The sequence below is a fragment of the Sulfitobacter sp. 15WGC genome, from assembly GCF_005068605.1.
In the GTDB taxonomy this organism is placed as follows: domain Bacteria; phylum Pseudomonadota; class Alphaproteobacteria; order Rhodobacterales; family Rhodobacteraceae; genus Sulfitobacter; species Sulfitobacter faviae.
On sequence record NZ_SZNL01000021.1, the window covers coordinates 12814 to 31770 of the forward strand.

Genomic DNA, 18957 nt, shown 5'->3' on the forward strand with positions numbered 1-18957 from the left:
TCGTGCGGGGGGAGCTGGACCTGCGGCTCGAAAGTTCCGCCGCGTCAGAGTTCGCCGCCAACACCAAGGATGACGCCGGGTTTCAACTGCCCGAGATCAAATGGAATTATTCGGGCCGCCGCGTGATGACGCTGGGCTGGGCCGATGGGCTGCCGTTGGGCGACAATGCCGCGCTGGATGCGGCGGGGCACGACCGGGTGGCGCTGTCGGAGCGGGTGTTGCAACTCTTCCTTCAGCACGCCCTGCGCGACGGTTATTTCCACGCCGACATGCATCAGGGCAATCTCAAGGTCGCGGCCAACGGCGACATCATCGCCTATGACTTCGGCATCATGGGCCATATCGACAGCTACACCCGCCGGGTCTATGCCGAGATTCTCTATGGCTTCATCCGCCGCGATTACCAGCGCGTCGCCAAGGTGCATTTCGAGGCGGGTTATGTGCCCGCCGACAAGGACGTCGATGAATTCGCCCGCGCCCTGCGTGCGGTGGGTGAGCCGATTTTCGGCATGGACGCCACCCGCATCTCCATGGCGCGGTTGCTGACCTATCTGTTCGAGGTGACCGAGCGTTTCGGCATGGAAACCCGGACCGAGTTGATCTTGCTGCAACGCACCATGGTCGTGGTCGAGGGCGTGGCCCGCTCGCTCAACCCGCATATCAACATCTGGGAAGTCGCCAGCCCCATCGTGACCGACTATATCACCCAGTCACTCGGTCCGCGGGCCATCGTCTCTGATCTGCGCGACACGGCGATGGTCATGGCCCGTTTCGGCCCCCGCCTGCCCGGGCTGGTCGAGCAGGCGCTGAACCGTCAGACCGAAGAGCAGGCCGAGCGCCAACCCCGTTTCTGGGGCTATATCGCGGCGACTGCGGTGATGTCTGGCGTGGCCGGGGCCACCACAATCGCCCTAATCGGCGCACTGCTTTAGGGCAGGGGGCCGCGAGGCCCCCCCGGCCTTTAGGCGATACGTTCGATGGCCATGGCGATGCCTTGCCCGCCGCCGATGCACATGGTGATCAACGCGCGTTTGCCGCCGATCCGCTCCAACTCATACAGCGCCTTCACGGTGATGATCGCGCCCGTCGCGCCGACCGGGTGACCAAGCGCGATGGCCCCGCCGTTGGGGTTCACCTTTGCCGGGTCGAAGCCAAGCTCCTTGCTCACCGCCAGCGCCTGGCTCGCGAAAGCCTCGTTGCTTTCGATCACGTCAAAGTCATCGGCCTTCAGCCCGGTGCGCTCCAGCAGGCGGCGCACGGCGGGGACCGGGCCGATGCCCATGACCTCGGGTCGCACGCCGGCGTGGGCGTAGCCGAGGATGCGGGCGCGGGGTGTGAGCCCGGCGGCCTCCGCCGCCTCCGCGCGCGCCAGCACCAGCGCCGCGGCACCGTCGTTGATGCCGCTGGCGTTGCCCGCCGTGACGCGGCCATCTTTCTGGAAGACGGGGCGCAGCCCGGCCAGCGCCTCGGCGGTCGTGGATTTGGGGTGTTCGTCGGTGTCGAAGGGCACCATGTCGCGCTTCACCTTCACCTCGACGGGCACGATCTGCTCCTTGAAGTGTCCCGCTGCGATGGCCGCCGCCGCACGTTCTTGGCTTTGCAGGGCGAAGGCGTCCATCTCCTCGCGGGTGATGGTGTGTTCATCCGCCACGTTCTCTGCCGTCACGCCCATATGCCCGGTGCCGAAGGGGCAGTTCAACGTGCCCAGCAGCATGTCGAGGCTGCGTGCATCGCCCATCTTCTGGCCCCAGCGGGCATCGGGCAGCACGTAGGGCGCGCGCGACATGCTTTCGGCGCCGCCTGCGAGCGCGAAGTCCGCATCGCCCAGCATCAGGCTTTGCGTGGCCGAGACCAGCGCCTGCACGCCCGAGCCGCAGAGCCGGTTCACGTTCATCGCCGGCACCTCATCGGGCACGCCCGCCTCACGTGCGGCGACGCGGCTAAGGTACATGTCGCGCGGCTCGGTGTTGATGACGGTGCCAAAGACGACATGGCCGATCTGCGCCGGATCGACGCCCGCGCGCGCCATGGCCTCTGCCGCGACGGTGCTGCCCAGTTTGGTGGGCGGGGTGGCGGCAAGCGCGCCGCCGAAAGTGCCGATGGCGGTGCGTGCGCCGCTCAGGATGACGATATCGTCTGACATAAAACTCTCCTCTTATCGTTGGCGGCACTATGGGGGGCGGGCGCGGCAAAGTCAGGAGAAACGTCCCGTCATGCGACAGCTTGACAGGGAGGGGGCGCCGCGCGACATATCCGCCATGACGGACAACACCGACAAGATCCTGACACAGCTGCCTGCCCGCCTGAAAGAGGCGCGGCAGGGGCAGGGGTTGTCGCTCGACGCCGTGGCGAAGCTCTCGGGCGTGTCGCGCTCCATGGTCAGCCAGATTGAGCGCGGCGAATCGAGCCCCACCATCGCGACCCTGTGGAACCTCACCCGCGCTTTGCAGGTGGATTTTGCCGGTCTTCTGGATGCCGCCCCCGGCGAGCCGCAGATCGAAGTACTGCGCAGCGCCGCCGTGCCGACGATCAGCAATCTGGGCGACGGTTGCCGCATTCGCATTCTCTCCCCGCCCGAGGAAGCCGGGCATCACGAGGTTTATGAATTGCTCATCGCCGAAGGCGGCGTGCTCGACAGTGCGCCCCACACCCGCGGCGCGCGCGAGCACCTTAGCGTCTTCGAAGGCGCGGTAGAGGTCACCAGCGGCAGCGGGACCGAGCGGCTGCAGGCCGGCGACACCGCGCGCTATGCCGCCGACGTGCCCCATGCGATCCGCGCGACAGAGGGGCCGGTGCGCGCCTTTCTGGTGGTTCAAGACGCCTAGTTTCCGCAATATCGGAAAAATTCCGCCATTCCGGAAATCCTCTATTTCGGAACGGCCTCCGTTATGGTAGATGCCTTCTGAAAAGGAGAGCCTCATGACCCAAGCATTTCTGTCCCATGTCACCGACACCCTGTCCGAGATCGACGCCGAGGGCATGATGAAGCGCGAGCGGCTCATCACCACCCCGCAGGGCGGTGAGATCGCGGTGGGTGACCGCGAGGTCATCAACCTTTGCGCCAACAACTACCTCGGCCTTGCCGATCATCCCGCGCTCATCGCCGCCGCCAAGGAAGCGATGGACGAGAAGGGTTTCGGCATGGCCTCCGTCCGCTTCATCTGCGGCACGCAGGACATCCATCGGGAGCTGGAGCAGAAGCTGGCCAATTTCCTCGGCCATGACGATTCGATCCTCTTCGCCGCCTGTTTCGACGCCAACGGCGGGCTGTTCGAGCCGCTGCTGGGGCCGGAGGACGCGGTGATCTCGGACGCGCTGAACCATGCCTCGATCATCGACGGCATCCGGCTCTGCAAGGCCAAGCGCTACCGCTATGCCAACAGCGATATGGAGGATCTGGAGGCCAAGCTGAAACAGGCCCGCGAGGACGGCGCGCGCTTCATCATGATCGCCACCGACGGGGTCTTCTCGATGGACGGCTATCTGGCGAAACTGCCCGAGATCGTGGCGCTGGCCGAGAAATACGAGGCGCTGGTGATGGTCGACGATTGCCATTCCACCGGCTTCATGGGGCCAAAGGGCGCGGGCACCCCGGCGCATCACGGGGTCAAGGTGGACATCGTGACGGGCACGCTGGGCAAGGCGCTCGGCGGCGCCATCGGCGGCTATATCGCGGGGCCGCAGCCGGTGATCGATCTGCTGCGCCAGCGCGCGCGGCCCTATCTGTTCTCGAACTCGCTGCCGTCGTCGATCGTGCGCGCCGGCATCCGCGCGCTGGAACTGGTGGAAGAGGGCGACGACCTGCGCGCGCGCCTTTTCGAGAACACCGAATACTGGCGCGCGGGGCTGGAAAAGCTGGGTTTCGACCTGCTGCCCGGCGAACATCCCATCGTGCCGGTCATGCTAGGCGAGGCGCAACTGGCGCAGGACATGGCGGCGAAGCTCTTCGAGGAAGGCGTCTATGTTTCCGGCTTCTTCTTCCCGGTGGTGCCGCGCGGTCAGGCGCGCATCCGCACCCAGATGAACGCGGCCCTGACCCGCGAGCAATTGGACCGCGCGCTGAAAGCCTTCGAGACGGCCGGCAAGGCTTGCGGGGTGATCTGATGGCGACGAACGAGATGAAGGCGCTGGCCAAGCTGCACCCCCGCGAGGGGCTGTGGATGACCCATGCCCCGGTGCCCGAGATCGGCCCCGACGACGTGCTGATCAAGATCAACAAGACCGGCATCTGCGGCACCGATATCCACATCTGGAACTGGGACGACTGGGCCGCCGGGACGGTGCCGGTGGGGCTGATCACCGGCCATGAATTCGCCGGCGAGATCGTCGAGCTTGGCCGCAATGTCGAGGGGCTGGAGATCGGCCAGCGCTGCTCGGGCGAGGGGCATCTGATCGGCAAGCAGTCGCGGCAAAGCCGCGCGGGCAAGTTCCACCTCGATCCCGCGACGCGGGGCATCGGGGTGAACGAACAGGGGGCCTTTGCGCAATACCTGCGTCTGCCCGCCTTCAACGTGGTGCCGCTGCCGGATGAGATTTCGGACGACATCGGCGCGATCCTTGATCCTTTGGGCAACGCGGTGCACACGGCCCTCAGCTTCGATCTGGTGGGCGAGGACGTGCTGATCACCGGCGCGGGGCCCATCGGCATCATGGCCGCCGCGGTGTCGCGGCACGTCGGCGCGCGGCATGTGGTGATCACGGATGTGAACCCCGACCGACTGGCGCTGGCGGAAAAGGTCGCCGACGTGGTGCCGGTGAACGTGGCCAAGGAGGATTTGGCCGATGTGATCCCGCGGCTGAAGATGAAACAGGGTTTTGACGTCGGGCTCGAGATGTCGGGCAACCAGCAGGCGCTGGATCAGATGGTCGAGGCGATGACCATGGGCGGGCGCATCGCCATGCTGGGCATTCCGCCGGGCAAGTCGCCGGTGGACTGGAGCCGGATTGTTTTCAAGGCGATCACCATCAAGGGCGTCTACGGCCGCGAGATTTTCGAGACCTGGTACAAGATGATCGCCATGTTGGAAAACGGGCTGGATGTCTCCGCCATCATCACCCACCGCTTCGGGGTCGACGAATTCGAGCAGGGCTTCGCCGCGATGAAATCGGGGCGGTCAGGCAAGGTGGTGCTGGACTGGACCTGAACCGCTCAGGGGCGCAGGCGATTGCGCCCCTGTTGCGTGAGAACCCAAACGTCTTCCCCTTCGAACACCGCCGCGCAGAGCGGTTTGCCATAGCCCGCCCCGGTGTCGAGGTTCACCCGGTTGCCATAGTGCATGGCGCTGTCGACCGGCGTGTGGCCGTGGACGATCAGCTTGGGATGCGGCGCGGTGTATTGGTGAAACTCCTTGCGGATCCACAGCAGATCATTCTCGCGCTGATCGTCCAGTGGCACCTCGGGGCGGATGCCCGCATGAGCAAAGAAGAGGTCGGGCGTTTGATGCGACAGGGCGAGGGTCTTGAGGAAATCCACATGGCTCTGTGGCACCGCTGCGCGGGCTTTCTCGTGCACCTCTGACATCCGGTCGCGCCCGCTGACCGACACGCCGTAGGAGTTCAGCGTCGTGTCACCGCCCAAACGCGGGTTTAGCCAGTTAAGCTCAACCAGCAGCAGCGGATCGTGGCGGGGGAAATCCTCCATGAACCAGCTGAACATGCGGTCGTGATTGCCCATTAGGAAGGTCCAATTGCGGCCCTCGGCCTTGCCTTGGGCCAGCCGTTCGATCACCGTTTTGCTGTCGGGGCCGCGGTCGGTGTAATCGCCCAGAAAGACAATCTGCGCCTCCGGCCCGCCGTCTTCTTCGATCAGGGTCAAAACGCGCTCAAGCTCGGCGGCGTAACCGTGGATGTCTCCGATGGCATAGATGGGGCTGGGCATGATTGTTCCTGTCCTTCTGCACCCCCTCGTGATGCCGCAAAGCGGCGGGGAAGGGAAGGCTTAGGCCCGACAATGCCCCAAAAGCAAAAGCGCCCCACGAGGGGGCGCTTCCAGATTGTGCAGGTCGTGCGGGCCTTAGGCCACGTCGAATTGCAGCGGCTTGATCTGCCGGAACATGCCGGTGTCGCGCAGCTTGCCGATCACTGTTTCGGGCACCTGATCGTCGACATAGAGCAGGGCAATCGCCTCGCCCTTGGCGGTGTGGCGGCCAAGGGTGAAGTTGGCGATGTTCACGCCATTCTCGCCCATGGTCTGGCCCAGTGTGCCGATGATGCCCGGCACGTCTTCGTTGGTGGTGTAGAGCATATGCTCCCCGATCTCGGCGTCGATGGTGATGCCCTTGATCTGGATGAAGCGCGGCTTGCCGTCCGAGAAGACGGTGCCCGCGATGGAGCGCTCGCGCTTCTCGGTCACCACGGTCACCTTGACGTAGCCGTCGAAGACGCCGGATTTGTCTTGGTTGGTGGTGGAGATCTGGATGCCTTTCTCACGCGCGACCACGGGGGCGGAGACCATGTTCACGTCCGGGTTGGCCCGCTTCATGATGCCCGCCACGACGCCGCAGTTCAGCGCCTTGAGGTTCATCTTGGCGACCGAACCGTCGTAGAGGATGTTGATCGCCTTGATCGGCTCGTCCGTCATCTGGCCGATGAAGGCGCCGAGGTGGCCGGCGAGCTTGACCCAGGGGCCCATGACCTTGGCTTCTTCGGCGGTGACCGAGGGCATGTTGAGCGCGTTGGTCACGGCGCCGGTCAGCAGGTAGTCGGACATCTGCTCGGCCACCTGCAGGGCCACGTTCTCCTGTGCCTCGGTGGTCGCGGCGCCGAGGTGCGGGGTGCAGACCACGTTGGGCAGGTTGAAGAGCGGGTTCTCCTTGGCCGGTTCCTCGGCGAAGACGTCGAAGCCCGCGCCCGCCACGTGACCGGATTTCAGAAGGTCGGCCAGCGCTTCCTCATCCACCAGACCGCCGCGGGCGCAGTTGATGATGCGCACGCCGGGCTTGGTTTTTTCGAGGTTCTCACGGCTCAGGATGTTCGCCGTCTGCTCGGTGAAGGGGACGTGCAGGGTGATGAAGTCGGCACGGGTCAGCAGCTCATCAAGCTCGACCTTCTCGACGCCCATCTTCTCGGCCTTCTCCTCGCCCAAGAAGGGGTCATAGGCCACGACCTTCATCTTCAGCCCGCGCGCGCGGTCGCAGACGATGCCGCCGATGTTGCCCGCACCGATTACGCCAAGGGTCTTGCCGGTCAGCTCGACCCCCATGAACTTGGACTTTTCCCACTTGCCCGCGTGGGTGGAGGCGCTGGCCTCGGGGATTTGCCGCGCCACGGCGAACATCATCGCGATGGCATGTTCGGCGGTGGTGATCATGTTGCCGAAGGGCGTGTTCATCACGATCACACCCTGTTTCGAGGCGGCTTCCTTGTCAATGTTGTCGGTGCCGATGCCCGCGCGGCCAATCACCTTGAGGTTCGGCGCGTTGGCGAGGATCTTTTCCGTCACCTTGGTGGCCGAGCGGATGGCGAGGCCGTCATAGTTGCCGATGATCTCGGCCAGCTTGTCTTTGTCCTTGCCCAGATCGGGCTGAAAATCCACGTCGATGCCGCGGTCGCGGAAGATCTGAACGGCAGCTTCGGAGAGTTTGTCGGAGATGAGTACTTTGGGGGCCATTTGTCTGGTCCTTCATAAACGGGGTCAGCGGTGCGCAGAGACGCGCAGCCGAAGAGAGGGGGGAGTAGGGTGCGCGATCCTCGCGCACCGTCGCGTCACGCGTTGATTTCGGCTTCAAAAGCCCATTCGAGCCAAGGCAGCATCGCTTCGATGTCCGCCGTCTCGACCGTGCCGCCGCACCAGATGCGCAGGCCCGGAGGGGCATCGCGGTAGGCGCCGATGTCGAGCGCTGCGCCCTCATCCGCCAGCCGCTTGGCCACGGCCTTGGCAAAGGCGGCGCCGTCTTCGATGCGGTCGTCGGTGAACTTCAGGCAGACCGATGTGTTGGAGCGTGTCGCGGGATCGGTGGCGAGGAAGTCGATCCAGTCATGCGCCTCGACGAAATCGGCCACGGCCTTGGTGTTGGCATCGGCGCGGGCGATCAGCCCTTCCAGGCCGCCCACGGATTTGGCCCAGTCCAGCGCCAGCAGGTAATCCTCGACGCAGAGCATCGACGGCGTGTTGATCGTCTCGCCGCGGAAAATGCCCTCGTTCAGCTTGCCGCCCTTGGTCAGGCGGAAGATCTTGGGCAGCGGCCACGCGGGGGTGTAATTCTCCAGCCGTTCCACGGCGCGGGGCGACAGGATCAGCATGCCATGCGCTGCTTCGCCGCCCAGCACCTTCTGCCAAGAGAAGGTTGTCACATCGAGCTTGTCCCACGGCAGGTCCTGCGCGAAGGCGGCGGAGGTCGCGTCGCAGAGCGTCAGGCCCGCGCGGTCTGCCGGGATCACGTCGCCCGTGGGCACGCGCACGCCGGAGGTCGTGCCGTTCCAGGTAAAGCAGACGTCGTTGTCATAATTCAGCGCGGCCATGTCGACGATCTCGCCATATTCGGCGGTGTGGACCTGCGCCTCGATCTTCAGCTGCTTGACCACGTCGGTGACCCAGCCCGCGCCGAAGCTTTCCCAAGCCACCATCTCCGCGGGCCGTTCGCCCAAGAGCGACCACATGGCCATCTCGAAAGCGCCAGTGTCGGAGGCGGGCACGATGCCGATGCGGTAGTCGGCGGGCACGCCGAGCACTTCGCGGGTGGTCTCGATCGCCTCTGCGAGCTTGGCCTTGCCGGGCGCGGCACGGTGGCTGCGGCCCAGCGGAGCATCGCCAAGCTTGGTCAGGTCGAATGTGGGGATTTTGGCGCAGGGGCCGGAGGAGAAACGTGGGTTTGCCGGTACGGCAACAGGTTTCGCTTCCGGGCGCGGTGCCGGTTGGTTCATAGCCATTGATGCTACCCTCTCAGATAATCGCCCTTCGTTGGGGAAGGGTGTCCCACTTGCCGGGATACGCGGGGAGGCCGGGCTGGCGCAAGTCGCAAAATGACGCTAGGACGCCGGTCATGTCGCTTTGCGCGGCGCGAATGATGCGGATCGGAAACTTATGTTCACGGCAATCTTGTTGACCTCCCCCACCAACCCCAGCCTCGACCCCGCGCTGGTGGAAAGCCTGCGCAATGCTTGGGGCGGGGGTGACGCGCTTTGGCTGGCCCCGGATGAGGCGGCGGAGTTCTCGTTGACCCAGATGCCGGAAAACCGTTGGGATGTCTGGGAAAGCTGCCAGTCCATGGGGGTCGATCTGGTGATCGTGCCGACAGAGGGCCGCCGCAAGAAGATGCTGCTGGCCGATATGGACAGCACGATGATCCAGCAGGAGTGCATCGACGAACTGGCCGATGAGGCGGGCGTCGGGGCGCGCGTGAAAGAGATCACCGCCCGCGCCATGAATGGCGAGCTGGATTTCGACGGCGCCCTGCGCGAACGGGTCGGCCTGTTGAAAGGGTTGGAAGCCAGCGTCATCGACAAGGTCTTGGCCGAGCGGATCACTCTGATGCCCGGAGGCGGTGCCTTGGTGGGCACGATGAAGGCCAACGGCGGCTATGCCGCGCTGGTCTCGGGCGGGTTCACCGCCTTTACTGCCAAAGTGGCCGAGATGCTGGGCTTTGACGAGAACCGCGCGAATACGCTGCTGGTTGAACAGGCCGCGCTGACGGGCGATGTGGGGCTGCCGATCCTCGGGCGTGAGGCCAAGGTCACCGCGCTGGAAGAGATCACGGCAAAGCTGGGCATTGCCGAGGATCAGGTCATCGCCGTGGGTGATGGGGCCAATGATCTGGGCATGTTGGGGCGCGCGGGCATGGGCGTGGCGCTACATGCAAAGCCTTCTGTCGCGGCGGAATGTGACATCCGCATCAACTTCGGCGATCTGACCGCGCTGCTGTTCGTGCAGGGCTATGCGCGTACCGAATTTGCAGGCTGAGCTTGCCCGCGTGGCGCTGCCGCATCCTTTGAGCTAGGCGGCAGCGCGAGTGGCTTAAAGCAGCCCCGCCGCTGGTTTCAGCATCCCGGTTTCAAGCCCGCGCCAGTTCTTGATCGGCGCGTTCATCCGCTTGAGCGCGGCGGGGTGGTTGGCGTCCAGCGCCCCCAGTTTGACCATCAGCGCGGTGATCGCACATTCGGCGGCGCGGGTGGTGCCGCAGGCGGCTTTCAATGCGATGCCCAGCTTGCGCTCGGGCCAGATGGCGATGAAGAACCCTTCGGCCCCGGTTTTCAGCGCGACCTTGCCATCCATCGCCCGCATCAGTTCCGTGCAGGCGCGACCTTCGCCCGCGACGAGTTCGGGGTGCAGGCGCATGGCCTCGTGCAGGCGCGCCTCGGCAGAGCCTTCGGGGGCGGCGGCGAAATGGGCCATGGCGCGGGCCATGCCGTGCAGGGTGCAGGCGTAATTCGGGGCCGAGCAGCCGTCGATCCCATAGCCGGGGGAGGTTTCTTGCGTGACCGTCTCGAAAGCCTCAAGGCAGGCTTTTTGCACCGCATGCTCCGGCTTTTCGTAATCGGCACCGCCGCCCAGATGTTGGTTCAGTGTCAGGAAGCCTGCGTGTTTGCCCGAGCAGTTGTTGTGGATCTGGCAGGGTTTTTCATGGGCGCGGATCAGCCCCTCCATCGCGTCGCGGTCGGCGGGCTCCTGCGGGCCGCAGCGAAAGGCGTCGTCGTCCAGACCCAGCGTGTCGAGCCAGACGCCCACCCGGTCGGTGTGGATGGCGGCCCCTTGGTGCGAGGCGCAGGCAAGCGCCAGTTGCTCGGTGCTGAGCCCCGCCTTGTCCGCCGCGCCGGAATTGATCAGCGGCAGCGCTTGGATCATCTTGGAGGAAGAGCGCGGCAGAATGACCTTTTCCGGGTCGCCCCAAGCCTCGACGATCTGGCCGCTGGCATCGCAGATCACGGCGTGACCGAAATGCACGCTTTCCAGAAAGGGTCCGCGCCAGATTTCCGCAAAGGGGGCTGCTTTGGTCATGAGGTTCATCCTGTTTCTGGGCGAAAACCTGCCAATCAGGGTTTCGTCGGTCGCGCGTTTGCCGTTATTGTGGTTGGTGTCGAACAGATAACAGACACCCGCAAGAGAGCAACCCGCCCGAGGTTGCCCGGTTGGGGTCTGTGGACGTGTTGAGGTCAAGGACGGCTGGAGGCTGGACAGATGGGAATGATGAAGACATGTGGTCTTGCACTTGGGGCGCTCGCCCTTGTGGCAAGTGGCGCTGTGGCGCAGGAGCAGAGCACCAACCGGGTGGCTGCCAAGACCGACTGGAGCGTCTTTGTAGAAGATAACCCGACAGAATGCTGGGGCGTCTCTACGCCCAAGGAAGTGGTCAACACGCGCGACGGGCGTGTGGTGGCGGTGAACCGGGGCCAGACATTGCTGATGGTATTCTACCGCCCTTCGGCAGAGGCCAAGGGTCAAGTTGCTTTCACCGGCGGCTATCCTTTCGCCTCGGGCTCGACCGTGACGATGAGCATTTCGGGCAATACCTATGAGCTGTTCACCGAAGGCGAATGGGCATGGCCCGCGACAACGGCGGATGACGCCAAGATCATCGCTGCGATGAAACGCGGTGCGGATGCGACGCTGGTCGGCAAGTCTTCGCGCGGGACGCAGACCAAGGACACCTTCTCGCTTCTGGGCTTCACCGCTGCGGTGGAAGATGCGGAGAAGCGCTGCGGGGGGTGAACCTCTGCGATTTGAGAGTTTGGGACGGCCTCGCGTTTGCGGGGCCGTTTTTGTTTGGGGCGAACGTGCCACCCGGGCCCGGGACAAGCCGTAGGCGCCGGGCCATCGCCTGCCCGCCCCCCGGGTAGGCGATTTGGTGAAGCTGTGTGACTTCGCGGGCGCACACCATGGTTGAGGCATGAAGTGGTATCGAAAATATGTTGGTTCGCCGACCCGCGGGCAAGCGATGGCCCTTGCAGGAAAAAGCCGCGGCTTCCTTTCGGGAGCCGCGGCGCATAGTGCGGTAGCTATGTAAGCCTTAGGCCGCCCGCGAGAGCGGCGCCGCCACCTCTTCCTCGATAAACGCGCCATGCAGCGCCTTGATCACTGGTTGCAGGCTTTCCCGCTCGACGATGAACTGCACATCCACGTTGCGTGGCCCTTGGCTCGCGCCGATCGCCGTCTCGCCGGCCTCGGCGATGGCCACAAGGCCCCGTTGCAACACCGACAAGCCGTTCAGATCGCGCCCGATGACCGAGGCCATGGAAAGTGTGCGGGTGGTGATCTCGGCGGTGGGATAAATCTCGGCCAGATCCTTCTCCACCCGGCGCATCGTTTTCAGCGAAGCGTCCAGATAATGGGTGATCGTATTGGCGTTCGAGACCTTCGAGACGATCCGCACGTTGTGACGTGTCAGAACGTCGAGGATCGCGGTGTCATAGCCTTTGACGCCGACCATGTCCTGCTCGAACAACTCCAGCGTGACGATGTCGAGACCGGTCACGATTTCCACCGCGGGCGCCTCGGCCTGACGGTCGTCGATCAGGGTGCCGGGGTCTTCGGGCTCGAAGGCGTTGGTCACGCGCAGCGGCACGTCGGCCTGGCGCAGGGTCTTGGCTGCCTTGGGGTGAATCGCCTCCATCCCCATGTTCGACAGCTGATCCGCCACGTCGTAGTTCGTGCGACCGATCTTCTTGACAGCATGCTCGCCGACCAGTTTCGGGTCACAGGACGACAGGTGGAATTCCTTGTGAATGATCGCCTCGCGCGCGCCGGTGAGAGCGGCGAGCTTGGAGAAGGTCACCTCGGAATAGCCGCGGTCGAACTCGCGCATCAGGCCTTCGGCGCATTGCGCATAGCCTGTGACGATGGGCATTTCCGTATGAGGGTCGATGCCCTCCATCGCCTGCGCGATGCGCTCATCGAGCGTCACGTTGCCCTCGTCACGCCACCCCGAGAGGTCAACGAAACGGGCGTTCACGCCAGCGCGCTGGAGCAGGATTGTGGTGACGAATGCGGAATGCGCCTCGCCCAGACCGGACAGCAACTCGCGAATTTGCAACATGTGTTCCGACAGGCGGAAGTGGCCATAGGCGCAAAGGCGCTGCAGGTCGATCAGGCAGTTGCGGGCGCCATGGGTGCGTTCGGACACAAAGGCGTCGGCCTGTTCGATGTCACCGGGATGCTCCAGCACCTCGCGGTGCACGCGCTGCATCTCGGCCGAGACGCGGGTCAGCGCCTCGTGCCAGCCGTGATCGTTGCTGGCATTGGCCAAATGGGCGTAAACGCCCGGCTCGCCGGATTTCTTGTGCTCCAGCAACAGGTTCGTGATCCCGCCAAAGGCGGAGACCACGAAGACGCGCCCATAGATGTCCGCGCCCTTACGGTCACCGACAAAGAGCGTATCTTTGAGTTGGTTCACGCGGGACATGGACGTCCCGCCGATTTTTTCGACAGTGTGGGACGGTTGAGTCATAAAACTTAAGCGACCTCCTCGGCAGGCGCATAGGAACCATCTTCGCGGTGCACTTCGTTGCCGGTGACCGGCGGGTTGAAGCAGCACGCCATGTGCAGTTCTTCCTCTGCGCGCAGGGTGTGTTTGTCGTTCAGGTTCAGGGCGTACATGACGCCGGGGGTGATCTCATGCGTCTCGCCGGTGGCAAGATCGGTGATCGAGCCTTTGCCCTTCATGCAATAGACGCTCTCGAAGTGATGCTTGTAGTGGAACGTGTGTTCCGACCCGGCCTCAAGCACGGTGATGTGGAAGGAAAACCCCATCCCGTCATCGGCCAGAAGCATCCGTGTGGAGGTCCATTTCGCATCCGCCACGTGACGGTCTGTGCCCTGAAGTTTGTTAAAATCGCGTACAATCATCGGTATTACTCCGCTGCCAGTTTCATGTTGCCCGTCACATCGCGGGTCGCTTGAAGAAGGATATCAAAGCCTTCGCGCATAACCTTCTCCGGCGTGGTGAGCGGGGCAAGATATTTTACGATCTCGTCGTTCGCACCCGATGTTTCGATCACGAGGCCCAATTCATAGGCGCGCGCGCAGATCGCACCGGCCAGTTCGCCCGAGCCGACATCGACGCCCTGCATCAGGCCGCGGCCTTTCAGTGTGGCGCCGTCGACCAGATCGGCCACATCCTTAAGCGCGGTGGTCAGCAGCACGGCTTTCTCGGCCAGCGACTTTTCGAAGGTGTCATCGGACCAGAACTTCTCAATCGCGACGCGGGCGGTAACGAAGGCATGGGTATTGCCCCGGAAGGTGCCGTTGTGCTCGGCGGGCTTCCAGATGTCATGCTCCGGCGCGATCAGCAGGGCCGCGAAGGGCAGGCCAAAGCCGGAAAGCGATTTCGCTTGGGTGATCATGTCGGGCTTGATGCCGGAGGCCTCAAAGGAGAAGAAGCACCCCGAGCGGCCACAGCCCGCCTGAATGTCGTCGACGATCAGCAGCGCGCCATGCTTGCGGGCGATTTTTTCGATGCCTTGCATCCATGCGTCGGAGGCCGCGTTCAACCCGCCTTCGCCTTGGATCGGCTCAAAGATAAAGGCCGCGGGGGCGTCGATGCCCGACGACGGGTTCGACAGCATCGCGTCGATCATCTCAAGCGTGTCCACGTTCTCGCCCAATGCGCCTTCGAAGGGCATGTGGGTGACATCGGCCAACGAGCCGCCACCCGCGCCGCCGCGCTTGCCTTTGTTGCCAGTGAGCGCCAGCGCACCCATGGTCATGCCGTGGAAGCCGTTGGTGAAGGAAATCACGTTGGTCCGGCCCGTCACCTTGCGCGCCAGCTTAATCGCGGCTTCGACGGCATTGGTGCCGGTCGGGCCGGTCATCATGACCTTATAGTCCATGCCGCGCGGCTTGAGGATCTTCTCCTCATAGGCTTCGAGGAAGGCCGCCTTAGTCTCGCTATGAAAGTCGAGGCCGTGGGCGATGCCATCAGCGGTGATATGCTCCACCAGCGCCTGTTTCATGTCCGGGTCGTTGTGCCCGTAGTTCAGCGAGGAGCAGCCGGCGAGGAAGTCGATGTAGCGGTTGCCTTCGCCATCGAACATTTCCGAGCCGCTGGCGCGGGTGAAAACGGCGTTCATGCCACGGCAGTAGGAGCGCGCTTCGCTCTCGCGGCGGGTAAAGATGGTCGTGTTCTGTGCCATATCCTTAGGCATAGGAATTCCTTTCTCTTCTAGAGAGTCTGTCGTGTGAATTGTCAGCTGCGGTTTACGCGGCGCGTTTCAGTGCGGCGGCCTCGGGCAGCGTGATCGTCACCATATGTTCGGTGTCATGCGCGCCCTCGAAGTGGGCGTCTTTGGTAAAGTGGGGCGCATCAGAAAGATCGCCGCCGATGTGGTTCGCAAAGCTGCGGAACAGCCCCCAAGAGGCGTCGTTGTCGCGGGTGATCGTGGTTTTGAGGGTCTTGGCGTCCTCGGTCTCATCCCGGTTCACCAGTTCCATCAGCATGGTTTTCCCCAGACCAAGGCCGCGGGCCTTGGGGCTGACGGCGACCTGCCAGACAAAGAAAGCATCTTGGGCCGGGATCATATGGCCGGAGATCCAGCCCACGATATCACCGTCCAACTCGGCCACCACGCAGGTGTCGCGGAAGTGGTCGGCTTGGATCAGGTTCGCATAGAGCGAATTTTCGTCGAGCGGTTTACAGTCGCGAATCAACCGCCAGATGGCGGCTCCGTCCTCGGCATTGGGCTTGCGCAGCTTGGGTGTGCGGGCTTTTTTCATGTCGAGTTTATTCTGCATCCGTTCGTGGCTCCCTGATTGTTTCGATAGACTAAATAAGTCATGCGCGGTAATACTTCAACAATCAAAGCAAATTACTTCAAAATGCGCTTATAGCGTGCTTTAAGCGCCATAGAACTGTGCATATTTGTTTCGTTTTCCGAACGAAATTAGGCGGCTTCGCTTAGCTATACTAAGCGATCAGGCAGGTTTTGAGCGATTGCTGAGAATGCCGCCAATGTGCAATGATGCACCATGACGCAGAAACATCCCGACCGGGTCGACGAAAGTCTGATCGCTTTGCGCCGCATTTTGCGGGCCACCGAACTCTATGCGCGCGATCTGGCGCAGGCCGCGGGGGTGACCCCTGCGCAGCTGCGCGTTTTGCAGATCGTGGGAGAGAAGAAAGACCCGACGGCCAAGACCCTCGCCAACCAGATGGGGGTGAGCCAAGCCACCGTGACCGCCTTGGTCGACAAGCTGGTGGCGCGCAGCTTGGTCTCGCGCCAGCCCTCGGCGCAGGACCGTCGGCAGACCAACATCACCTTGACCGCCCAAGGCGAGGATGTGTTGGAAGAAGCCCCCGATGCGCTGCAACAGCGCTACGTCCGCGCCTTTGCGGATCTGGCCGATTGGGAGCAGGCGCAGCTGGTGTCGTCGTTGGAGCGTGTGGCGGCGATGCTGAACGTGGACAGTCTGGATGCCGCGCCGGTTCTCGCGACGGGGGAATTGCGGACAAGCAAGAAGACCTATTGAGCGCGGTCCCAGACCTCGGCGGCCAAACCCTTTTGCAAATCGCGCCTTTTCTTATATAGAGACCCATCCCTAGCCAGTGAGTCTTTGAAATGTCCGCTTCCGCGCCCATCACCCAAGACGTGATGACCCTTCCCCGTAAGCTGCCCGATGGGCCGATCAACCTTGTCGGCTTGACCCGCGACGCCATGCGCGACGCGCTGATCGCCCATGGCACGCCCGAGAAACAAGCGAAGATGCGTGTGGGGCAGATTTGGCAGTGGATCTACCAGTGGGGCGTGCGGGATTTCGACGCGATGACCAACCTCGCCAAGGGCTACCGCGCTCAATTGGCTGAGAAATTCGTGATCGAAGTGCCCGAGGTGGTGACCCGTGCGGTCAGCGAGGATGGCACCCGCAAATACCTCGTGCGGATCGCGGGCGGTCATGAGGTCGAGGTGGTTTATATCCCCGAAGAGGGGCGCGGCACGCTTTGTGTCTCTAGCCAAGTGGGCTGCACGCTGACTTGCTCGTTCTGCCACACCGGCACCCAGAAGCTGGTCCGCAACCTCACGGCGGGGGAGATCATCGGTCAGGTCATGGTGGCGCGTGACGATCTGGGCGAATGGCCTGAAATCGGTGCGCCGAAGGATGAAACCCGGCTTTTGAGCAATATCGTGCTTATGGGCATGGGCGAGCCGCTGTATAATTTCGAAAACGTGCGGGACGCGATGAAGATCGCGATGGACCCCGAAGGCATCCAGCTTTCGCGCCGCCGCATCACGCTGTCGACTTCCGGCGTCGTGCCCGAGATTCACCGCACCGCCGCCGAGATCGGCTGCCAGTTGGCCGTGTCCTTCCACGCCACCACCGACGAGGTGCGCAACAAGCTGGTGCCGATCAACAAGCGTTGGAACATCGAGGCGCTGCTGGAAGCGCTCAAAGCCTATCCCAAGGTCAGCAACTCCGAGCGGATCACCTTTGAATACGTGATGCTGAAGGACGTGAACGACAGCGACGAAGACGCGCATCGTCTGGTCAAGCTGATCGAGGGCATTCCGGCCAAGATCAACCTCATTCCCTTCAATGAATGGCCCGGTTCGCCCTATGAGCGGTCGTCGAACAACCGCATTCGGGCTTTCGCCAACATCATCTATCAGGCCGGCTATGCCTCACCCATCCGCACCCCGCGCGGCGAAGACATCATGGCCGCTTGCGGTCAGCTTAAGTCAGCGACCGAGCGCGCGCGCAAGTCGCGCAAGCAGATCGAGGCGGACGCGGGTCTGGGCGGTTAAACCAGCCCCGCGCGGTCCCGCGAAAGCGCTTCTTCAGTAACACCCTCGGCGGCGATGTCGCCGGGGATTTCCGCGCCCCGCACCAATGCCGCCGCGGCGCGGGCGAGCGCCGGGGCGGTCTGGATGCCATAGCCGCCTTGGCCAGCAAGCCAGAAAAACCCCTCACCTTCAGGATCATACCCCGCCACCGGATCGCCATCGGGCAGGAAGCTGCGCAGCCCGGCCCAGCGGCTTTCGATGCGCGGGCGCTCCAAGTCGAAGGCGGTTTCGATCCGGTCGATGCAGATCGCGATGTCCAATTCCTCGGGCTGGGCGTCGCAGGGGGGCGAGGGCGTGGCATCGGCGGGCGAAATCAGCAGCTTGCCCGCATCGGCCTTGAGGTAGAACTGCTCGTCGATATCCACCACCATCGGCCAACGGTCCGGCACCATCCCCTCGGGCGGGGCCACCGTCAGCGCCGTGCGGCGTTTCGGGGTGAGGCCCGCAGGCTTTAACCCGGCCAGCGTGGCGATTTCATCCGCCCAAGCCCCTGCGGCATTGACGATCACCGGCGCGTGGAAGGTGCCTTGGTTTGTGTCGACCTGCCAGTCACCCTCTTTGCGAAGTGCCTGCACCTCGGCCTTGGTTTGCAAAACGCCGCCCGCCGCGCGGAAGGTCTTGAGGTAATGTTGATGCAGCCCGTTCACGTCGATATCCGCCGCCGAAGCGTCCTGCAGCCCGCCGGTGGCATAGCCTTTGCGCAGCAGCGGCACGCGCGTCTCGACCTCGGGGCCGCTCAGCGGGGTGACATGGGGGCCCAACTCCTCAGCAGTGCGGGCGAGCGATGCCTGCTGGTCCTGCCGCGCCACGAAGACCGCGCCGCGGGGTTCCAGCAGCGGATGCGCCAGATGCGGGCTGGCAGGGTCGTGAAAGAAAGCGGCAGAGGCACGAGAGAGGGCGCGGATCACCTCCGGCCCATAGGTCACCGTAAACAGCGCGGCAGAGCGGCCCGTGGTGTGATAGCCCGGCTGGCTTTCGCGCTCCAGCAGCAGCACCCGGCGGTCGCTGGACAGTTCAGCGGCGACAGAAGCGCCCGCAATGCCCGCACCGATCACGATGCAATCGAAACCTGTCGTTGAATTGTTCATACTCTGCCCTCTCTGCGCGGAGGCTAGCACCGCCCGCGGCGGGGCAAAAGGGCCGAAGCGCGGTCCGCCTCTGCCCCTGCGGGCAATCGTATAAATCCGCCATATTGTTGCAATTGCATGAAATTTTCGCCCGGCGCGGCAAAGCCGTTGACCGAACGCCCCG

General features: G+C 63.7%; 18 protein-coding genes. 8 read left to right on the top strand and 10 right to left on the bottom strand.

The genetic code is table 11. The features are described 5' to 3' along the window. Positions 1-932, top strand: a 932-nt coding sequence (locus FCK22_RS15325; protein WP_248646550.1) for an AarF/UbiB family protein, incomplete at its 5' end; no start/stop codon positions are given. 29 nt (positions 933-961) lie between these two features. Here the strand turns inward: FCK22_RS15325 and FCK22_RS15330 are convergent. Further along, positions 962-2143, bottom strand: coding sequence for an acetyl-CoA C-acyltransferase family protein (locus FCK22_RS15330; protein WP_067261172.1), 1182 nt, complete (start codon positions 2141-2143; stop codon positions 962-964). Positions 2144-2258: 115 nt separating this feature from the next. Between FCK22_RS15330 and FCK22_RS15335 the strand changes: the two genes are divergently transcribed. The 3 genes from FCK22_RS15335 (at position 2259) to tdh (ending at position 5144) form a co-directional block, all read left to right on the top strand. Further along, positions 2259-2825, top strand: a complete 567-nt coding sequence (locus FCK22_RS15335) for a helix-turn-helix domain-containing protein (RefSeq protein WP_067261174.1) — start codon at positions 2259-2261, stop codon at positions 2823-2825. A gap of 94 nt (positions 2826-2919) precedes the next feature. Then, the gene (locus tag FCK22_RS15340; protein WP_067261176.1) at positions 2920-4104 is read left to right on the top strand and encodes a glycine C-acetyltransferase; all 1185 of its coding nucleotides are present in this window, start codon (positions 2920-2922) and stop codon (positions 4102-4104) included. Beyond that, entirely contained in the window at positions 4104-5144 is a 1041-nt protein-coding gene (gene tdh, locus FCK22_RS15345; RefSeq protein WP_136720545.1) for an L-threonine 3-dehydrogenase, read from the top strand. The genes FCK22_RS15340 and tdh overlap by 1 nt, the downstream gene beginning before the upstream one ends. Positions 5145-5149: 5 nt before the next feature. Here the strand turns inward: tdh and FCK22_RS15350 are convergent, their stop codons facing one another. From FCK22_RS15350 to FCK22_RS15360, 3 genes are all read right to left on the bottom strand, one after another. Then, positions 5150-5878 (bottom strand): metallophosphoesterase family protein, encoded by a 729-nt coding sequence (locus FCK22_RS15350; RefSeq protein WP_067263796.1) that lies wholly within the window; start codon positions 5876-5878, stop codon positions 5150-5152. Between the two features lie 135 nt (positions 5879-6013). After that, positions 6014-7609 carry a phosphoglycerate dehydrogenase gene (gene serA / locus FCK22_RS15355; protein WP_067263789.1) on the bottom strand — a complete coding sequence of 532 codons (1596 nt, stop codon included), beginning with the start codon at positions 7607-7609 and terminating at the stop codon, positions 6014-6016. 95 nt (positions 7610-7704) lie between these two features. Further along, on the bottom strand, positions 7705-8868 hold the full coding sequence (locus tag FCK22_RS15360) for a phosphoserine transaminase (protein ID WP_067263787.1): 1164 nt from the start codon (positions 8866-8868) through the stop codon (positions 7705-7707). Positions 8869-9022: 154 nt separating this feature from the next. Here FCK22_RS15360 and serB point away from each other — a divergent pair, with 154 nt between their 5' ends. Continuing rightward, the gene (gene serB, locus FCK22_RS15365) at positions 9023-9898 is read left to right on the top strand and encodes a phosphoserine phosphatase SerB (protein ID WP_067263784.1); all 876 of its coding nucleotides are present in this window, start codon (positions 9023-9025) and stop codon (positions 9896-9898) included. Between the two features lie 54 nt (positions 9899-9952). On the opposite strand, the gene FCK22_RS15370 is transcribed toward serB, so the two are convergent. After that, positions 9953-10933, bottom strand: coding sequence for an asparaginase (locus FCK22_RS15370; protein ID WP_067261591.1), 981 nt, complete (start codon positions 10931-10933; stop codon positions 9953-9955). 189 nt (positions 10934-11122) lie between these two features. On the opposite strand from FCK22_RS15370, the gene FCK22_RS15375 reads away from it, so the two are divergent. Beyond that, a complete protein-coding gene (locus FCK22_RS15375; RefSeq protein ID WP_231886279.1) occupies positions 11123-11644 on the top strand; it encodes an invasion associated locus B family protein in 522 nt (173 codons plus the stop codon). Between the two features lie 298 nt (positions 11645-11942). Here FCK22_RS15375 and FCK22_RS15380 read toward each other — a convergent pair whose 3' ends face one another. Genes FCK22_RS15380 through ectA form a run of 4 tightly spaced genes read right to left on the bottom strand, consistent with a single transcriptional unit; the run spans position 11943 to position 15643 of the window. Continuing rightward, on the bottom strand, positions 11943-13379 hold the full coding sequence (locus FCK22_RS15380) for an aspartate kinase (RefSeq protein WP_067261587.1): 1437 nt from the start codon (positions 13377-13379) through the stop codon (positions 11943-11945). Positions 13380-13384: 5 nt separating this feature from the next. Then, positions 13385-13777 carry an ectoine synthase gene (locus FCK22_RS15385; protein WP_067261585.1) on the bottom strand — a complete coding sequence of 131 codons (393 nt, stop codon included), beginning with the start codon at positions 13775-13777 and terminating at the stop codon, positions 13385-13387. Between the two features lie 5 nt (positions 13778-13782). Then, positions 13783-15075: a diaminobutyrate--2-oxoglutarate transaminase gene (gene ectB, locus FCK22_RS15390; RefSeq protein ID WP_067261583.1), complete on the bottom strand. Its 1293-nt coding sequence runs from the start codon at positions 15073-15075 to the stop codon at positions 13783-13785. A 52-nt stretch (positions 15076-15127) separates the two neighbouring features. Next, the gene (gene ectA, locus FCK22_RS15395) at positions 15128-15643 is read right to left on the bottom strand and encodes a diaminobutyrate acetyltransferase (RefSeq protein ID WP_247738134.1); all 516 of its coding nucleotides are present in this window, start codon (positions 15641-15643) and stop codon (positions 15128-15130) included. A 252-nt stretch (positions 15644-15895) separates the two neighbouring features. Here ectA and FCK22_RS15400 point away from each other — a divergent pair, with 252 nt between their 5' ends. Continuing rightward, positions 15896-16396: a MarR family transcriptional regulator gene (locus FCK22_RS15400; protein WP_067261580.1), complete on the top strand. Its 501-nt coding sequence runs from the start codon at positions 15896-15898 to the stop codon at positions 16394-16396. A gap of 89 nt (positions 16397-16485) precedes the next feature. Next, positions 16486-17667 (top strand): 23S rRNA (adenine(2503)-C(2))-methyltransferase RlmN, encoded by a 1182-nt coding sequence (rlmN, locus tag FCK22_RS15405; protein WP_067261578.1) that lies wholly within the window; start codon positions 16486-16488, stop codon positions 17665-17667. Here rlmN and FCK22_RS15410 read toward each other — a convergent pair. Next, positions 17664-18794 (bottom strand): FAD-dependent oxidoreductase, encoded by a 1131-nt coding sequence (locus tag FCK22_RS15410; RefSeq protein WP_067261577.1) that lies wholly within the window; start codon positions 18792-18794, stop codon positions 17664-17666. The genes rlmN and FCK22_RS15410 overlap by 4 nt on opposite strands. Between the last annotated feature and the right edge of the window lie 163 nt (positions 18795-18957).